This is a genomic window from Baekduia sp. Peel2402 (genome assembly GCF_052567285.1).
The window spans coordinates 5,072,016-5,087,424 of the sequence record NZ_CP199582.1 but is presented as its reverse complement, the minus strand read 5'-3'; the positions used below and the strand labels follow the sequence as shown (position 1 = coordinate 5,087,424).

Below are 15,409 nucleotides of genomic sequence, written 5' to 3'. Positions count from 1 at the left end.
CCCCGGGCGATGCCTGAGCTCGAGCTGACCCGCACCCGCGACGACCGCAAGGCCTACACGTTGGACGGCGTCGGCACGCTGCGCCTGCGCGGCTGGACCGGCCGCGCGGCGAACGCCGAGACCACCACCGGCGAGGGCTCCTGGGAGTTCGCCCGCCGCGGCCTCTTCCGCCCCGTCATCGAGGCCTTCGACTCCGCCTCGACGCCCATCGGCGCCTACGAGCCCCGCACCTTCCGCCGCGGCGGCACCCTCACCTGGCAGTCCCACGAGTTCGGCCTACGCCCCGCCTCCGCCTGGAAGCAACGCTACGCCCTCACCGACCCCACCACCGACACCGAACTCGCCCTCATCGAAGGCAAAGGCTGGGGCAAGCGCCCCGTCAAGGTCGACATCACCGGCCTCGGGGCCTTCCCTCCAGGCCTCCTCCTCTTCGCCGTCTACATCGTCCGCTCCCTCGCCGAAGACGCCTCGTCCGCCGCCGCGGGCGGAGCGGCCGCAGCCGGCGCTGCCGCGTCTGGCTGATATCCAAATTCGTCCAAATTTATCCCAAAATTTGGATACAATCCAAGAACTTGGAATTCTTTGGATGAATTTGGATGACCCTGCACGTCGCCCCACTGCCTAAATGGCAGGACTACTTCGACCTCAACCGGGTCGAAGACATGCTGTCGGTCCGGCAGCCTTCGGACTACCCGCATTGGGACAAGCTCCGCCATCTCGATCCGCCGGCCGGGCTGACGCGGGAGCAGTGGTGGGCTGGGCTCAAGTACACCCGCTCCACCGTCGCTCGCGCCATCCCGCTGACCGACCTCGACGATCGTCCGTTCACCTACGCCACCCCCGACGTCGTCCTGCGTCGCCTGCACCTCGTCGACCAGCGCTGCGCGGGCGAGATCAAAATGCCCGAAGTCGTCACGGGCGATGCGCAGGCCAAGCAGCAGTATCTGGTCAACTCGCTGATGGAGGAGGCGATCCGCTCCAGCCAGCTCGAAGGCGCGAGCACCTCGCAGCGCGTCGCCAAGGAGCTGCTGCGCACCGGCCGCCATCCGCGCGACCGCAGCGAGCGGATGATCGTCAACAACTACCTCGCACTCCAATACATGCACGAGTCGATGGGCGATCGCCTCACACCCGCCGACGTGCTCGAACTGCAACGCATCCTCACCGACGGCACGCTCGACGATCCGAGCGCCAGCGGTCGACTGCAGACGCCCGACGAAGAACGCGTCGCGGTCGTCGACCGACTCGACGGGGGCGTCCTACACCGTCCGCCGCCGGCCGAGCAGCTGCCCGCACGCCTCCAGGCGTTATGCGACTTCGCCAACGGCGACAGCGACGACGAGGACACGTTCATCCACCCGGTCGTCCGCGCGATCCTGCTGCACTTCTGGCTCGCCTACGACCACCCGTTCGAGGACGGCAACGGCCGGACCGCGCGCGTCCTGTTCTCGTGGTCGATGCGGACCAAGGGCTATTGGTTGGTCGAGTACCTGTCGATCTCGAAGATCCTGCGCGCCGCGCCCGGCCGGTACAACCGCGCGTTCCTGCTCACCGAGAGCGACGAGGGCGACACCACGTACTTCCTCATCCACCAGCTCGGGGTGATCGAGCGCGCGATCGATGGCCTCCACAAGTACCTGCGTCGTAAGGTCGCCGAGGTCCGAGACGTCGAGCAGCTGCTGCGCGGCTCGGGCGGCTTCAACCACCGTCAGACCGACCTGCTCAGCGGCGCGCTGCGCGACGCCGACCGCGTCTACACCTTCACCTCGCACGCCCAGGCTCACGGCGTCACGCACGAAACCGCGCGCACCGACCTGCGCAGCCTCGCCGACCGTGGCCTGCTCGACGCCGAGCGCGACGGCAAGACCTACCGCTTCCGTGCAGCACCCGGCCTGGCGGAGAAGTTGAAGGAGATCGGCGCACAAGCTCCCTGATACGTTGATAGCGCTTTCACCATGGGGAACTACGGTCCGGTCCTCTCCGCCCCCGGCGCGCGTCGGTTGTTGTTCAGCTCGGTCGCCGGCCGGCTGCCGCTCGGCATGTCGCTGGCAATCCTCCTGCTCATCCGCGACGCGACCGGCGGCTTCGGCACCGCGGGTGCGGTCGTCGGCGCGTACGGGATCGCAGCCTCGGCGTGCGGCCCGCTGCTTGGCCGGCTCGTCGACCGCACCGGCCAGGCCAAGGTCCTCCTCGCCTGCGCGCTCGCAAACGCCGCCGCGCTCGTCGCCATCGTCGCGGCCGCACACGCCGGCGCACCAACGGCCGCGCTCGTCGCCCTCGGCGCGCTGACCGGCGCCTGTCTGCCACCGATCGCCGCCTGCGTCCGCGTCCTCTGGCCCGAACTCGTCACCGACCCGCAGGCGCGCGAGACCGCTTTCGCGCTCGACGCGACCGTCCAGGAGCTCGTCTGGACCTCCGGTCCGCTGCTCGTGGGCGGCACGATCGCGCTCGCCAGCCCGTCCGCCGCGGTGCTCGGGATGGCCGCCGTCACGCTCGCCGGCACGGTCTGGTTCGCCTCCTCCCCCGCGGTTCGCGCCCGCCACGGCCACGGCCACGGCACGGCCGCCCGCGGCGGCGCGCTCACCGCGCCCGGGATGGCCGTCCTGCTCGTCGCCTCGGCCGGCGCCGGGATCGGCATGGGAACGATCGAGGTTGGCCTGCCTGGCATCGCCCACGAGCTGGGCCACACCGGCGCGTCCGGCGCGCTGCTCGCCCTCTGCTCGCTGGGCAGCCTCAGCGCGGGCATTGCCTTCGGGCTGCGCGCGTGGCGCTCGTCGCTGGAGCTGCGCTTCGCCGCGCTGATGCTCATCGCCGCCGTGGTGCTCGTCCCGCTGACGCTCGTCGCGTCGCTCCCAGAGGCGCTCGTGTTCGCCTACACCTCGGGCTTCGCCTGGGCGCCGGCGCTGTCGTGCGCGTACGCGCTCGTCGGCCGCCTCGCCCCACCCGGCGCGATGACCGAGGCCTTCACCTGGAACGGCTCGTCGATCGGCGGCGGGATCGCGGCGGGCGTCGCGGTCGGCGGCGCGCTGGTCGACGCGGGCGGCGGCGCGGCCGCGATCGCCTTCGGGATCGCCAGCTGCCTGCTCGCCGCCGCGATCCTCGCAGGGCGCCGCGAGGCGCTCGCCCGCGCGGTCGCCGCCACGGCCTGACCCGACCACGATCCGCAGGAAGCGTCAGCCCGACGAGGCGCGAACGACGAGCTCGGTCGCCAGCCGCACGCGCCGCACGGGCGCCGTCGGATCGGCCAGACGACGCAGCAGCAGCCGGCCCGCCTCACGGCCCAGCTCCATCACCGGCTGGACGACCGCGGTGACCGGCGGATCGACCAGCGTCAGCCAGTCGACGTCGTCGAAGGCCGCGATCGCCAGGTCGCCCGGCACGGAGAGACCCAGCTCGCGAGCGGCGAGCCAGACGCCGTGGGTCATGAAGTTGTCGGTGGTGAAGACCGCGGTGACCCGGCGGCGCTTGGCGACGCCGAGCAGATCGAGCGCGGCGTCGCGGGCGTCGGCGGCCGCGAACCCGGGCGTCACCGCCTCCCAGGCCGGGTCGGCGGCGAGGCCCGCCCGCTTCAGCGCCGCCCGATAGCCGCGAACCCGCTGGGCGGTCGACGACGAGCCCGCCCTCGAGGTCATCAAGCCGATCCGCCGGTGCTCGCCCGCGATCAGGTGCTCGACCGCGCGCGCCGCGCCCGCGGCGTTCTCAACCGTGACGGAGTCCACGCCCAACCCGGTGACCGTCCGGTCCAGCAGCACCAGCGGCTTGCCGGGATCCCGCGTCCGGTCCGCCCCGCTGCTGGCCGCCGGCGCGACGAGCAGCCCGTCGACCTGCGTGCGCAGCGCCTCGATCGCGCGCGCCTCCCGCGCCGGGTCCTCGTCGGAGTTGGCCAGCAGCAACGTGTAGCCCTCGGGCTCCAGGACGTCAGCGATGCCGCGCGAGACGGTCGCGAAGAACGGGTTCTCGATGTCGCCAACGACCAGGCCGACCGACCGCGTCGACCCCGACGCCAGCGCTCGCGCGACGTCGTTGCGCCGGTACTCCAGCTCGCTGGCCGCCGCCTCGACCACCGCTTGCGCCTTCGCGCTCACGTGCCCATACCCACCGAGCGCTCGCGCCGCGGTCGCGAACGAGACCCCCGCCGCCTGTGCGACGTCGGCGACGGTCGGGCTCGACGCAGGGCGATCGCGGCCGACGGACATGGTCGGCGACCCTATCGGCTCGCTCTGATGACATCGCCTGTGGTAGCGCTATCAGAAAGCGTGCTACGTTGCCCGCGATGCCTCAGGACTACCGCGGCCTGAGCCTCTGGCTCGAGCAGGCCGGTGACCTCACCCCGCGGCCACCGCTGTCGGGTCCCACCGACGTCGACGTCGCGATCGTCGGCGCCGGGTTCACCGGGTTGTGGAGCGCGTACTACCTCAAGCAGGCGGACCCCTTGCTGCGGATCGCCGTCCTGGAGAAGGAGATCGCGTCGTTCGGCGCGTCGGGACGCAACGGCGGCTGGTGCTACGGGCACCTCAACGGCTCGATCGAGATGTACGCCAAGGAGTCCTCGCGCGAGCTGGCGATCGCGATGAAACGCGAGAGCTACAACACGGTCTCCTTGATCGGCGAGACGCTCGCGGCCGAGGGCGTCGACGCGGGCTTCGCGAAGGGCGGCGCGCTAATCATCGCCCGCACCTCCGAGCAGGAGCGCGCGCTGTGGGAAGGCCTGGAGCACGAGCGCGCGTGGGGCTTCAGGGAAGACGTCGCCTCCTGGCTGGACGCCGGCGCGCTCGCCGAGCGCGTCAGCGTCGCCGGCGCGCGCGGCGCGAAGCTCGAGCACCACTGCGCGCGCGTCCAGCCGGCGCTGCTCGCGCGCGGCCTCGCGGAGGTCGTCGAGCGGCTCGGCGTCCCGGTCTACGAGCAGACCGAGGTCACCGCGATCGAGCAGGGCGTCGTCCGCACCACGCGTGGCGACGTGCGCGCCGAGGTCGTCGTCCGCGGCACCGAGGCCTACACCAAGCACATCCGCGGCGAGGGCCGCCGGATCCAGCCGCTCACCTCGCAGGTCGTCGCGACCGAACCGCTGCCGACCGCGGTCTGGGACCAGCTCGGCTTCGCGCGGCGCGAGGTCGTCGCCGACATGGTCAACCTGGGGATGTACTGCCAGCGGACCACCGACGACCGCATCGCGCTCGGCGGCCGCGGCGGGTTCCAGCCGCGCCACGGCGGGCTCGTCGAGGCCGAGATCCTCGACCCGCGCGTCTTCGCGGCGCTGCGCGAAGCGGTCCGCGAGCTGTTCCCGGCCGCGGCCGGCGCACGCTTCACCCACGCCTGGGGCGGCGTGTGGGGCGCGGCGCGCGACTGGGCGCCGACCGTCGGCTACGAGCCGGAGCGCGGCGTCGCCTGGGCGGGCGGCTACGGCGACGGCGTCTGCGCTTCCAACCTCGCGGCGCGCACGATGACCGACCTGATCCTCGAACGCGACACCGAGCTGACCACGTACCCCTGGGTCAACCACCGCGCGCCGGCCTGGCCGCCGGATCCCCTCCCCCGCGTCGGCGCCCGCGCGATGTCCATCGCCTACGGCTGGGCCGACCGGTCCGCTCGCCGCACCGGTCGCTCGCCGCGGTGGGTCAAGGCGGTCGACCGGCTCTCCAAGTTGGACGACAAGTAGGTCGGTTCAGGCCACGTGCTCGGGTGCGCGAGAGGGCGCGCCCCACTCCACCACGGTCCCGCCCCACGCGAGGCCAGCGCCGAACGCGCCCAGCAGCACCGTCGCGCCCGGGCACAGCCGGCCGTCGCTCGCGGCATACGCGAGCGCGGTGGGAATGCTCGCCGACGTCGTGTTCCCGATCTGCCCGATGCAATCAACAACACGCTCGGTCGGCAGCGCCAAACGCTCGGCGACCGCCGCGGTGATCCGCGCGTTGGCCTGGTGCAACACGGCGAGGTCGAGGTCAGCGACCGCCACACCCGCCAGCGCCGAAGCGCGCTGGCCGACGTCGGCCAGCGCGTCGACCGCGCGGCGGAACGTCCGCTGCCCTTCCATCCGCACCGGTCCGGCCGGCCACGGCGTGACGATCGCGTCACCCGCGGCGCCATCGGACTCGAGCACGAACGGCCCGACCCGCGACGCTTCGCCCGGCAGCGCGCGCACGACCACGGCGCCCGCGCCGTCACCGAAGATCCCGGCGGTCACGCGGTCGTTGTAGTCCAACACGCGCGACATCGCGTCGGCGCCGATCACCAGCGCGGTCCGCGCGCGGCCCGACTCGACCTGGCCGACCGCCAGCGACAGCGCCGCCAGGAAGCCGGTGCAGGCCGCGTTGAGGTCCATCGTTCCCGCGCGCCATGCGCCGAGGCCCGCCGCGATCGTCGCCGCCCCGTGCGGCGTGATCGCGTCGGGCGTCATGGTCGCCAAGATCAGGAGGTCGACGTCGCGCGCGTCAACCTCGGCATCAGCCAAAGCGCGGCGCGAGGCCGCCTCGGCCAGCGCGCACAGCGACCCGCCTTCCGCGATCCGCCGCCGCGACTCCACACCGGTGCGCCGCACGATCCAGTCGGTCTCGACGCCCACCCCCGCGGCGATCGCGTCGGTCCCGACCTCTGCATCGGGGAACGCGGCGCCGACCGCGACGAGCGCGGCACCAGTGCGGGTGGAGGGTGGTGCCGGCGCGCGGCGCGCCTGCGGGGTGAGGACGGTCCCGGCCAAGACCAAGGACGATGCCTTGCCTGGGCGCGCCCGCCCTCAGGGAACGCGGGCGTTTGCACCCGTTCGGGGGGATCAGTCCCGACGTTCGATCAACCGCGACATGACGATCAGCGACCGGGTCCGGACGACCGACGCCTCGCGCTGGAGCTCCATGATCACGCGCTCCAGGTCTTTCGGGTCGCGCGCGCGGACCCGGACGATGCAGTCGGCGTCTCCGGTGACCGACCACGCTTCGACCACCTCGGGCAGCGGACGCAGCGACTCGCGGACCTCGTCGAGGCCAATCCCGGGCGCGTAGAACAGCTCGATCAGCGCCTCGGTGGTGGTGCCGAGCGCGGCCGGGTCGACCAGCGCGGTGAAGCCCTTCAGGACCCCGGACTTGCGGAGCTTGTCGACCCGCCGCTTGACCGCGGGCGCCGACAGGCTGACCTGCTGGCCGACGTCGTCGTACGTTGCTCGACCGTCTTCCGTCAGGCACGCAAGGATCTTGCGATCGGTGTCGTCTGTGCGCAACAGATCGTCCATCGCGCGCACGATACCGGGGTTGTCCTGCATCCGAGCCGTCCGTAGCTTTCACGGTATGGCTCCCCAGCTCCCCGTGATCCGCGTGCTCTTCGACGAGAGCCACGAACAGGCTTGGTCGGTGCGCCCGGAGGTCGCCGCCCGGATGCAGCCGTCGCACCCGGCCGACGCGTCCTACGCGCGCGCGGCTGACGTCTTGCGCGCGCGGCGGATCGCGGTCGACCCGCACCTCGACGGTCCGCTGGACGCGGACGCGCTGGCCGGCACCGACGTCGTCGTCCTCGCCCACCCGAGCGAGCCGAAGTGGGAGGCGACGGTCGGGTCCGGCACGCCGATGCTCTCGCGCGATGAGATCGACGCGCTGGAGGGCTTCGTCGCCAGCGGTGGCGGGCTGGTCGTGCTCGGCGAGAGCGAGCAGGACAAGTACGGCAACAACCTCAACATCCTGCTGGCGCGCTTCGGCCTGGCGATCGAGCACGACACGGTCCAGGACTACGAGTACAACCTGAACGCGACGCCGTCGTGGGTCCGGTCGGTCGTGGCGATCGGCGAGCGCGGCGCGAGCGGCGACCTGCTGGCCGGCGTCACCGGCGCGTGCTTCTACCGCGCGGGCACGGTCTTCGTCGAGGACGGGATCGACGCGCAGGTGCTGGCGCGTACGGCGGCGACCGCCTCCACCCCGGGCGCGCCGCTGGCGGTCGCGGTTCGGCATGAGGCGGGCCGAGTTGTCGCTCTTGCCGACTCCGACCTGTTCGGCGACGACTGCCTCGGCGACCTCGGCCACGAGGCGCTGTGGGTCAACCTGGTGTCCTGGGCGGCGGCGCGCGCCTACGCGGCGCCCGCAGAGCCAAAGCCCTCCGACGCTGCCGCCGACCCGTCATGGGCCGACCTGCGCGACGCCACCGACACCCTCCGTGCGCTCCAGTCCGCCGATGGCTCCCTTGCCCAGGACGCCTCCGCCGACGCCGCGCGCCCGCTCGTGGAGACGATGGCGGCCGCGGTGGAGGCCCTCGCGCCGCGCTTCCCGCACCAGACCGAGTACTTGAAGGCCTCGGTCGCCGACCTGCGCGCGTGGGCCGACGGCGGTTTCGCCAAGCCGGACTTCACCACGTCCTTGGAGCTCTTCCGCCCTGACCAGGAGCGTCGCGACGACATCCAGCACTTGGTGTTGTTCCCGATGTACCTGCAGAACGGGCGCGACCGCGACGTGCACTTCGAGGCGCTCATCGTCCGCGTGCCGTGGCCGGCGTGGCTGGCCGAGCTTGAAGGCGACCGCTATGACAACGCGAAGTTCGTGCCGGTGACGCTCGTCGACCACACAGCCGGCTACGACAGCGAGTGCGCGGTGCTCTTCCCGGAGACGGTGAGCGTCGCCGGCAAGCCCGCCAACTACTTCGGCGGGATCTTCTGCGACCGCGAGGCCGAGCGCTTCCGCCGGGTCGTCGGCGCGGCGGCCGACACGGTCGGCATCAACCTGCCGCCCGACGCGGCCGCGCTGCTGGTGTCCGAGCAGCTGTCGCAGGACGCCTATGTGATGTGGGACCTGATCCACGACCGGGCGCACTCGCGCGGCGACCTGCCGTTCGACCCCTTCATGATCCGGCAGCGCATGCCGTACTGGATGTACTCGCTGGAGGAGCTGCGCTGCGACCTGACCGCCTTCGGCGAGGCCGTGAAGCTCGAGGCGGAAGGCATGGCCTTCGCGCGCAACGTGCAGTACGCGATCCTCTTCGACCGGATCTTCCGCTTCCCGGTCACGGGCGCGCGCGTGAGGAACTACGATGGCCTCGGCGGTCAGCTGCTCTTCGCGTACCTGCACCGCCACGGCTACGTGCACTGGACCGACAACAGGCTGACGGTGGAGTGGGACCGGCTCGCCGAGGGCGTGGCCGGGCTGCGCGTGGACGTGGAGAACCTCTACCGCGAGGGGATCGACCGCTCCAAGCTCGCGCAATGGGGCGCGGCACACGACCTGGTGGCGCGGTACGTCCCGTCGGCGTCCGGCTCGACGTGGGCGCGCGAGGTGCGCAGCTACGCCGACGTCGAGGACCCGCGGTCCTACATCGACGCGGTCAAGCCCGACGAGTTCCCGCTGAGCATGTTCTACACGTCGCTGAAGGCAAAGCTCGAGCCGGTGGCGGTGGCGGCGTGAGCGCCGGCACGCTCGACGGCCGCCGCATCGCCGTTGCGGGCGCCGGCGGCGGCCTCGGCCCCACGGTCGTCCGCGCGCTGGCCGAGGCCGGCGCCTGGATCGCGGCTGCCGATCGCACCGACGCGCATCTGGACGTCGTGCGCGACGTGGCGGGCGACGCGCGCGCCGCGGACCTCGTGACGGCGGAGGGCGCGGCGGAGTGGGCCTCGGCGCTCGGCGAGGTCGACGGGTTGGTGCACTTGGTCGGCGGTTGGCGCGGCGGGAACGCGATCGAGGACACCCCGACCGAGGACTTGGAGTTCCTGGAGTCCTTGCTGTGGCGTTCCGTCGTCCACACCACGCGCGCCTTCGCGCCCTTGCTGAAGGCGGCGGGCGAGCGGGGCCGCTTCGCGCTCGTCTCCTCCTCGGTCGCGGCCCGCCCGGTTGCCGGCAACGGCGCTTATGCCGCAACCAAGGCGGCCGCCGAGGCGTGGACGCTGACCTTCGGCGCCGAACTGGCCGAGACCGGCGGCACCGCGAACGTCGTCGTCGTGCAGGCGATCGTCACGCCGCAGATGCGCGACGAGAACCCCGACAAGGCCTATAAGACGTTCACCGACGTGGACGAGATCGCCGAGGCCTTGGTCTTCCTGAACTCCGATGCGGCGCGCAAGATGAACGGACAGCGCCTGAGCCTGCACCCGGCGGCGCGCTAGCGTGCCGGGCATGCGCGCGTTCGCCTCCGACAACTACGCCGGCGCCCACCCCGAGGTCCTCGCGGCCATCGCCGAGGCCAACGCGGACCACGCCGTGTCCTACGGCGCGGACCCGTGGACGGCCAAGGCCACGGAGTTGATCCGGGCGCGGTTCGGCGCGGACGCCAGCCCGTGGCTGGTCTTCAACGGCACGGCGGCCAACGTGTTGTCCTTGGGCGCGCTGACCCGCTCGTGGGAGTGCGTGGTCACGCCGGACACGAGCCACCTGCACGTCGACGAGGCCGCAGCGCCCGAGCGGATGGCCGGCGTGAAGCTGCTGACGCTGAAGACCGACGACGGCCGGCTGTCGCCCGCCCAGATCGAGCCGCTGCTCGCCCGTCAGGGCGACGAGCACTCGCCGCAGGTCCGGGTCGTCTCGATCGCCAACTCCACCGAGCTCGGCACGGTGTACTCAGTCGACGAGCTCAAGGCCATCGCCAACGTCGCGCACGCCAACGGGTTGTTGTTGCACATCGACGGGTCGCGCCTGGCCAACGCCGCCGCCGCGCTCGGCACGTCGCTGGGCGACATCACGACCGCGATCGGCGCCGACGCGATCTCCTTGGGCCTGACCAAGGCCGGCGCGCTCGGCGTCGAGGTTGTCGTCTTCCCGAACGAGCCGCCCGCGGGCTTCGCCTGGCTGCGCAAGCAGCACGCTCAACTGGCGTCCAAGATGCGCTTCCTCTCCGCGCAGGTCGTCGCCATGCTCGAAGACGACCTCTACCTCCGCGCCGCCACGCACTCCAACGCCATGGCCTCGCTGCTGGCCACCTCCGTGACGGCCATCCCGGGCATCACCATCACCCGCCCCGTCCAGGCCAACGCCGTCTTCGCCTCCCTCCCACCGGCCCTCGCCGACGCCGTCCGCCCCGACTTCCCCTTCTACACCTGGGACGAGTCAACCTCCGAGGTCCGCTGGATGTGCTCCTGGGACACCACCGAGGCCGACATCACCGCTTTCACCACCGCGCTCCAGAGCGCGGCCGCTGCGGTCTAGTCGCCGAGGTAGGTCAGCGGAGAGGGGTAGTACGTCTTGGGCCGGTTCGGGTCCTCCAGCTCCGGCGGATCAGGCAGAGGTCCGAACATGTAGTAGACAGGCTTGAGAAACCAGTTTGCTATTTTGCGCAAGATCTTCATCCTTCGTTTGAGATTAGAGCGCCAGCGTGTAGTTCACAACCCACGCCACGATCTCGGCCGAGAGCAATGCGAGGGCGCCCCGAGACAGACGTGTCATGCGCTTGATCTCGTCGCGGTTGCGGACGAACTCGGCCGTACGGTGCAACGCCAGCTCACGGTGCACCAGAGCAAGCGGGACATGGTGCGGTTCAGCGTACGCCGAGATCAACGCGGCTCCATCGCTCGCCAGGATGGGGTGGCGCGGCCAGAGCAGCGCCAAGACGCAGACGCACGCGCCGACGAACGCGGCGATCGCGACGTAGACGGCTGGCCCAGCGTGCGCTCCTCCCAGCGCCGGACCTCCGAAGATCGACATCGCGACAGCGGCGGTCGCGATCAGCCCTGCACCGCGGCCACGCAGGTCGGCAAGGGTGCGCTCTTGCTGAGCGAGAGCATTCGCGGATTCTTCGGACGCAAGCGCATACGTCGCGGCGCGCCGCGCCAGCGAGCGTGGGTCGGTCGGATCGAAGGAAGACACGGGCGCGCGCGACAGTAGGCACGGCCAGCCCCAACGGCGCGCGCCTCCGCCGAACCGATGCAGTTGCGGAGCCATCCCGTGCCACACAGCGGTCCGACCAGTACGGTTGCGCGCGTGGCGCGGCCCGGGAGGGATGGACTCGCGGTGGTGTTGGCGGTGGTGGCGGCGGTCGTCGCCGTCGGCGCGATCGTCGCGTTGTACCTGAAGGCGGAGATCGGCGATCGCGATCGGTTCGCGGATCGGGCGGTCGTCGCGCTGGATGACTCGAGCGTCCGGGACGTGGTCGCGCGGCAGATCGTCGTCGGGGTGATCGAGCGCGGGTCGCCGGATCTGATCTCGGCGCGGCCGCTGTTGGAGACCGCGGTGGAGACGGTGGTCACGACGAGGCCGTTCCGGTCGCTCGTCCGCACGACCGCGCAGCAGGCGCACTCGGTGCTGCTGGACCACGGCAACGCGTTCGTGTTCGACCTCGCCGACACGGGCACGGTGGTGCTCTCAGCGGTTCGGTCGCTGGCCCCCGACGTCGCGGCCAAGCTGCCCGCCAACGCGGACGCGACGCTGGTCGACCTGCGCGAGCGGCCGTTCGCGCAGGACACGCTCGCGGCGGCCGACACGCTGCGCAAGGTCGCGATCGTCCTGCCGGTCCTCGCGCTCCTGCTCCTCATCGCCGCGATCGGCGCCGCGAAAGACCGCTCCCGCGCGTTCGCTCGCTTCGCCCTTGCCCTCGGCGTCGCCGCCACCGTTGCCGAGATCGCCCTCGGCACCGCCCGCACGATCGTCGTGCGCGCCCTCGACGGCACCGAGGAGATCCCGACCGCCGACCTGCGCGCCGCGGTCGGCGGCGTGTGGGACGCGTTCCTCGGCGACCTCGCCGGCTTGCTGCTGATCGCCGCGGTCGTCGGCTTCGTCCTGGCGGCCGGCGTCCTGTCCGCCGTCGACCCCGAGGCGATCCGGCGCCAGGCAGCCCGCCTCACCCGCCGACCGGAGTCCCGCGTGGCGCTCGGCGCCCGCGGCGTCCTGCTCACGCTCGCCGGGATCGCCGTCCTGCTCGACCCCGCGATCGCGCTGCGCGCCCTCGCCTTCCTGATCGGCGCCGCCCTCATCTACGCGGGCAGCACCGAGCTGCTGACGGCGCTCGGGCGCGAGGGGCGACCAAAGGAGGCAGCCGCCGCCCCACGCGCCAGCAGCCGCCGCCGCATCGCCATCGTCCTCGCCGCCGCCGTCCTCACCTTCGCCGCCGCCTCGGGCGCCGCCGCCCTCGTCCTCCACGAGAACGGCCCGATCAAGCTCACCGCCACGCCCGCCGCCGGCTGCAACGGCCAGGACTCCCTCTGCGACAAGCGCCTCAACGAGGTCCTCTGGCCCGGCACCCACAACTCGATGGCCGCCGCCGACGTCGCCGGCTGGTCGATCCCCGATCAGCGCCGCTCGATCGCCCGACAGCTCAACGACGGCATCCGCCTGTTCCTGTTGGACCCGCACTACGGCCGCGTGCTCTCAACCGGCCGCGTCCAGACCGACTTCAAGGCCGAGGGCCGCAACGCCAACAAGGTCGCCGCCGAGCTGAGCCCCGACGCGCTCGCCGCCGTCGACCGCCTCGGCGTCAACCTCACCGCCCGCAGCGGCGCCCGCGGCCAGAAGGAGGTCTTCCTCTGCCACACGGTCTGCGAGCTGGGCGCCACGCGCTTCACCGAGACCCTCAGCACCATGCGCACGTTCCTGCGGGCGCATCCGTCCACCGTCCTCATGATGATCCTCGAGAACTACGTGACCGACGAGGACCTCCAGCGCGCGTTTGCCACCACCAAGACGGAGGACTACGCCGTGACGCTCAAGCGCGGCGAGCCGCTCCCCACGCTCCGGGAGCTCATCGACGACGACCAGCGCCTCGTCGTCTTCACCGAGGAGCCGCCGACCGGCAGCGTGCCGTGGCTCAACGACGCGTTCACCTACATCCAGGACACGCCGCTGGGCAATCGCTCCGCCGCCCAGCTGGCGACCAAGTGCACGCGCTACCGCGGCACCGCCGACTCGCCGTTTCTGATGTTGAACAACTGGGTCGAGCGCTTCCCGCCCTCCCCCACCGCCAACCGCCCCGCGCAGACCAGCGACTTCCTGAACACCCGGATTGCTCGCTGCGCCGCAAAGCGCGACATGCCCGTCTCCCTGATCGCCACCGACTTCTACGAGCAGGGCGACCTCGTCGGCGTCGCCAAGGCCCAGAACGCGACCCGATGACCATCGCCTACAACCTGACCCGGCGCACGCTCGCCGATGGCGCCGTCACCACCGTCTACGCAACGCTGCACCCGCGCGCGAGCACCCGGATCCGCGTCGCCCACTTCCCGCAGCCGCGCCGCCTCGACGTCTGGTGCGCCGCCCAGGGCGAGCCCGAGGCGATCATCGGCGGCTTCTTCCTGCGCGACCCGTTCCGCCCGCTCGGCGAGCTGCGCCGCAACGGCGCGCCGGCCGACCACGCGCCGGTGGCTGACGGATACGCGCCCGCCCGCGCTGCGGTCCACGCCCACGAGGACGGCATCGCGCTCGGCCCCCGCGCCGCGTTCGGCGACGATCCGCCCGGCGACCTCCTCCAGGCCGGGCCGTTGTTGATAAAGAACGGCAAGACGGTGTACAAGGACGCCGCTGACCCTGAGGGCTTCAGCGCCACCGTCACGCAGTTTGACTCCGACATCACGGCCGGCCGCCACCCGCGCGCCGCGCTCGGCCTCTCGGACGACCACGTCATCGCGCTGGCCTGCGACGGCCGCCGCTCGGGCGTCGACGCCGGCCTGACGATGACGGAGCTGGCCCAAGCCCTGCGCGACCTCGGCGCGACCGACGCCATCAACTTGGATGGCGGCGGCTCGACCACGTTGGTCCACCAAGGCCATCTCCTCAACCGCCCGTACTCCGAGCAGGACCAGCCCGCGCCGAAGTCGCGCCCGATCGTCAGCGCGCTCTTGTTGCGCGCCGCGGCCTCCGGCGACTAGCGGCCGTCGATCAAGAACCAGGACAACGCCAGCGCGCCCGTGTAGAACGTGCTCAGGGCCGCGCCCGCGAGCACCCGCTCGGCGACCGGCCGCGACACCGCCGTCGCGACGCGCGCGGCGACCACCGCGCCCGCGCCCAACGCCGCTTCTGCGGGCAACACATACACCGCGACGCCAAACACCTTCGTCAGGTCACCGGCCGGCTCCCACAGCCCCGCCGTGGGCGCGAGCAGCTCGGTTCCGAAGAACACCAACAAGCCGGCGAGCGCGCCGCGCGCGACCGAATCGCGCGCAACCAACACGATCACGTACAACGGCAACGCCCACATCCCGCACATCGCCAGCGGGATCACGTCGTCGACGCGGATCCCGCCGGTGTCCGGGAAGCGCAGCGTCCCGAGCCCGCCCGCCAGGAACCAGTCCGGGAAGAGTTGGAAGACCGACGCCGGCACCAGCACCCACAGCGCCTGCGCGCGCGTGACCGCGACCAGCGCCGCGCACCCGCCGAAGGACACGACGAGCACCGCCCAGCCCTTCGCGGGCGACGGCAGCGCGAGCGCGACCACGGTCGCGACGGCGTAGGCGGCCAGCGCGGCGAGCGGAAGGGTCGCGCCAGCAGGGGGCGCGAGACGGCGGGCAGGAGCGACGGCGGTCACGTGCCAA

General features: G+C 72.1%; 14 protein-coding genes. 9 read left to right on the top strand and 5 right to left on the bottom strand.

Annotated features, from left to right (window positions below; all coding sequences use genetic code 11):
- The first annotated feature begins 9 nt into the window (after positions 1-9).
- The 3 genes from ACT01A_RS24800 to ACT01A_RS24790 all read left to right on the top strand — a co-directional run bounded on the left by ACT01A_RS24800 (position 10) and on the right by ACT01A_RS24790 (position 3,149).
- Positions 10-522, top strand: coding sequence for a hypothetical protein (locus tag ACT01A_RS24800; protein WP_445149790.1), 513 nt, complete (start codon positions 10-12; stop codon positions 520-522).
- Positions 523-596: 74 nt separating this feature from the next.
- The gene (locus ACT01A_RS24795; RefSeq protein ID WP_445149789.1) at positions 597-1,934 is read left to right on the top strand and encodes a Fic family protein; all 1,338 of its coding nucleotides are present in this window, start codon (positions 597-599) and stop codon (positions 1,932-1,934) included.
- A gap of 21 nt (positions 1,935-1,955) precedes the next feature.
- Positions 1,956-3,149, top strand: a complete 1,194-nt coding sequence (locus ACT01A_RS24790; protein ID WP_445149788.1) for an MFS transporter — start codon at positions 1,956-1,958, stop codon at positions 3,147-3,149.
- 24 nt (positions 3,150-3,173) lie between these two features.
- Here the strand turns inward: ACT01A_RS24790 and ACT01A_RS24785 are convergent, their stop codons facing one another.
- Positions 3,174-4,196: a LacI family DNA-binding transcriptional regulator gene (locus tag ACT01A_RS24785; protein ID WP_445149787.1), complete on the bottom strand. Its 1,023-nt coding sequence runs from the start codon at positions 4,194-4,196 to the stop codon at positions 3,174-3,176.
- Positions 4,197-4,273: 77 nt separating this feature from the next.
- On the opposite strand from ACT01A_RS24785, the gene ACT01A_RS24780 reads away from it, so the two are divergent.
- Complete coding sequence (locus ACT01A_RS24780) at positions 4,274-5,656, top strand: NAD(P)/FAD-dependent oxidoreductase (RefSeq protein WP_445149786.1); 1,383 nt, start codon at positions 4,274-4,276, stop codon at positions 5,654-5,656.
- 6 nt (positions 5,657-5,662) lie between these two features.
- Here the strand turns inward: ACT01A_RS24780 and ACT01A_RS24775 are convergent, their stop codons facing one another.
- On the bottom strand, positions 5,663-6,694 hold the full coding sequence (locus tag ACT01A_RS24775) for a beta-ketoacyl-ACP synthase 3 (RefSeq protein WP_445149785.1): 1,032 nt from the start codon (positions 6,692-6,694) through the stop codon (positions 5,663-5,665).
- Between the two features lie 72 nt (positions 6,695-6,766).
- Positions 6,767-7,219: an Lrp/AsnC family transcriptional regulator gene (locus ACT01A_RS24770; protein WP_445149784.1), complete on the bottom strand. Its 453-nt coding sequence runs from the start codon at positions 7,217-7,219 to the stop codon at positions 6,767-6,769.
- A gap of 55 nt (positions 7,220-7,274) precedes the next feature.
- Here ACT01A_RS24770 and ACT01A_RS24765 point away from each other — a divergent pair, with 55 nt between their 5' ends.
- The 3 genes from ACT01A_RS24765 to ACT01A_RS24755 are packed head-to-tail and all read left to right on the top strand — an operon-like array spanning position 7,275 to position 11,099.
- Positions 7,275-9,368, top strand: a complete 2,094-nt coding sequence (locus ACT01A_RS24765) for a DUF6421 family protein (RefSeq protein ID WP_445149783.1) — start codon at positions 7,275-7,277, stop codon at positions 9,366-9,368.
- Entirely contained in the window at positions 9,365-10,063 is a 699-nt protein-coding gene (locus tag ACT01A_RS24760) for an SDR family oxidoreductase (RefSeq protein WP_445149782.1), read from the top strand. Before ACT01A_RS24765 ends, ACT01A_RS24760 begins: the two co-directional genes overlap by 4 nt.
- Before the next feature lie 10 nt (positions 10,064-10,073).
- The gene (locus ACT01A_RS24755) at positions 10,074-11,099 is read left to right on the top strand and encodes a threonine aldolase family protein (protein ID WP_445149781.1); all 1,026 of its coding nucleotides are present in this window, start codon (positions 10,074-10,076) and stop codon (positions 11,097-11,099) included.
- A gap of 153 nt (positions 11,100-11,252) precedes the next feature.
- Here ACT01A_RS24755 and ACT01A_RS24750 read toward each other — a convergent pair whose 3' ends face one another.
- Entirely contained in the window at positions 11,253-11,756 is a 504-nt protein-coding gene (locus tag ACT01A_RS24750) for a hypothetical protein (protein WP_445149780.1), read from the bottom strand.
- A gap of 144 nt (positions 11,757-11,900) precedes the next feature.
- On the opposite strand from ACT01A_RS24750, the gene ACT01A_RS24745 reads away from it, so the two are divergent.
- Both ACT01A_RS24745 and ACT01A_RS24740 read left to right on the top strand, forming a co-directional pair.
- Positions 11,901-13,994, top strand: coding sequence for a DUF308 domain-containing protein (locus ACT01A_RS24745; RefSeq protein WP_445149779.1), 2,094 nt, complete (start codon positions 11,901-11,903; stop codon positions 13,992-13,994).
- Complete coding sequence (locus tag ACT01A_RS24740) at positions 13,991-14,746, top strand: phosphodiester glycosidase family protein (protein WP_445149778.1); 756 nt, start codon at positions 13,991-13,993, stop codon at positions 14,744-14,746. Before ACT01A_RS24745 ends, ACT01A_RS24740 begins: the two co-directional genes overlap by 4 nt.
- Here the strand turns inward: ACT01A_RS24740 and ACT01A_RS24735 are convergent.
- Positions 14,743-15,402, bottom strand: a complete 660-nt coding sequence (locus ACT01A_RS24735) for a DUF6989 domain-containing protein (RefSeq protein WP_445149777.1) — start codon at positions 15,400-15,402, stop codon at positions 14,743-14,745. The two genes, ACT01A_RS24740 and ACT01A_RS24735, sit on opposite strands and share 4 nt — an antisense overlap.
- Positions 15,403-15,409: the final 7 nt, after the last annotated feature.

Excerpts from the sequence above, each read along its gene's own strand:
- ACT01A_RS24795 (WP_445149789.1), top strand. The coding sequence starts at position 597 with ATGACCCTGCACGTCGCCCCACTGCCTAAATGGCAGGACTACTTCGAC.
- ACT01A_RS24770 (WP_445149784.1), bottom strand. The coding sequence starts at position 7,219 with ATGGACGATCTGTTGCGCACAGACGACACCGATCGCAAGATCCTTGCG.
- ACT01A_RS24765 (WP_445149783.1), top strand. The coding sequence starts at position 7,275 with ATGGCTCCCCAGCTCCCCGTGATCCGCGTGCTCTTCGACGAGAGCCAC.
- ACT01A_RS24785 (WP_445149787.1), bottom strand. The coding sequence starts at position 4,196 with ATGTCCGTCGGCCGCGATCGCCCTGCGTCGAGCCCGACCGTCGCCGAC.
- ACT01A_RS24755 (WP_445149781.1), top strand. The coding sequence starts at position 10,074 with ATGCGCGCGTTCGCCTCCGACAACTACGCCGGCGCCCACCCCGAGGTC.
- ACT01A_RS24740 (WP_445149778.1), top strand. The coding sequence starts at position 13,991 with ATGACCATCGCCTACAACCTGACCCGGCGCACGCTCGCCGATGGCGCC.
- ACT01A_RS24790 (WP_445149788.1), top strand. The coding sequence starts at position 1,956 with ATGGGGAACTACGGTCCGGTCCTCTCCGCCCCCGGCGCGCGTCGGTTG.
- ACT01A_RS24800 (WP_445149790.1), top strand. The coding sequence starts at position 10 with ATGCCTGAGCTCGAGCTGACCCGCACCCGCGACGACCGCAAGGCCTAC.
- ACT01A_RS24780 (WP_445149786.1), top strand. The coding sequence starts at position 4,274 with ATGCCTCAGGACTACCGCGGCCTGAGCCTCTGGCTCGAGCAGGCCGGT.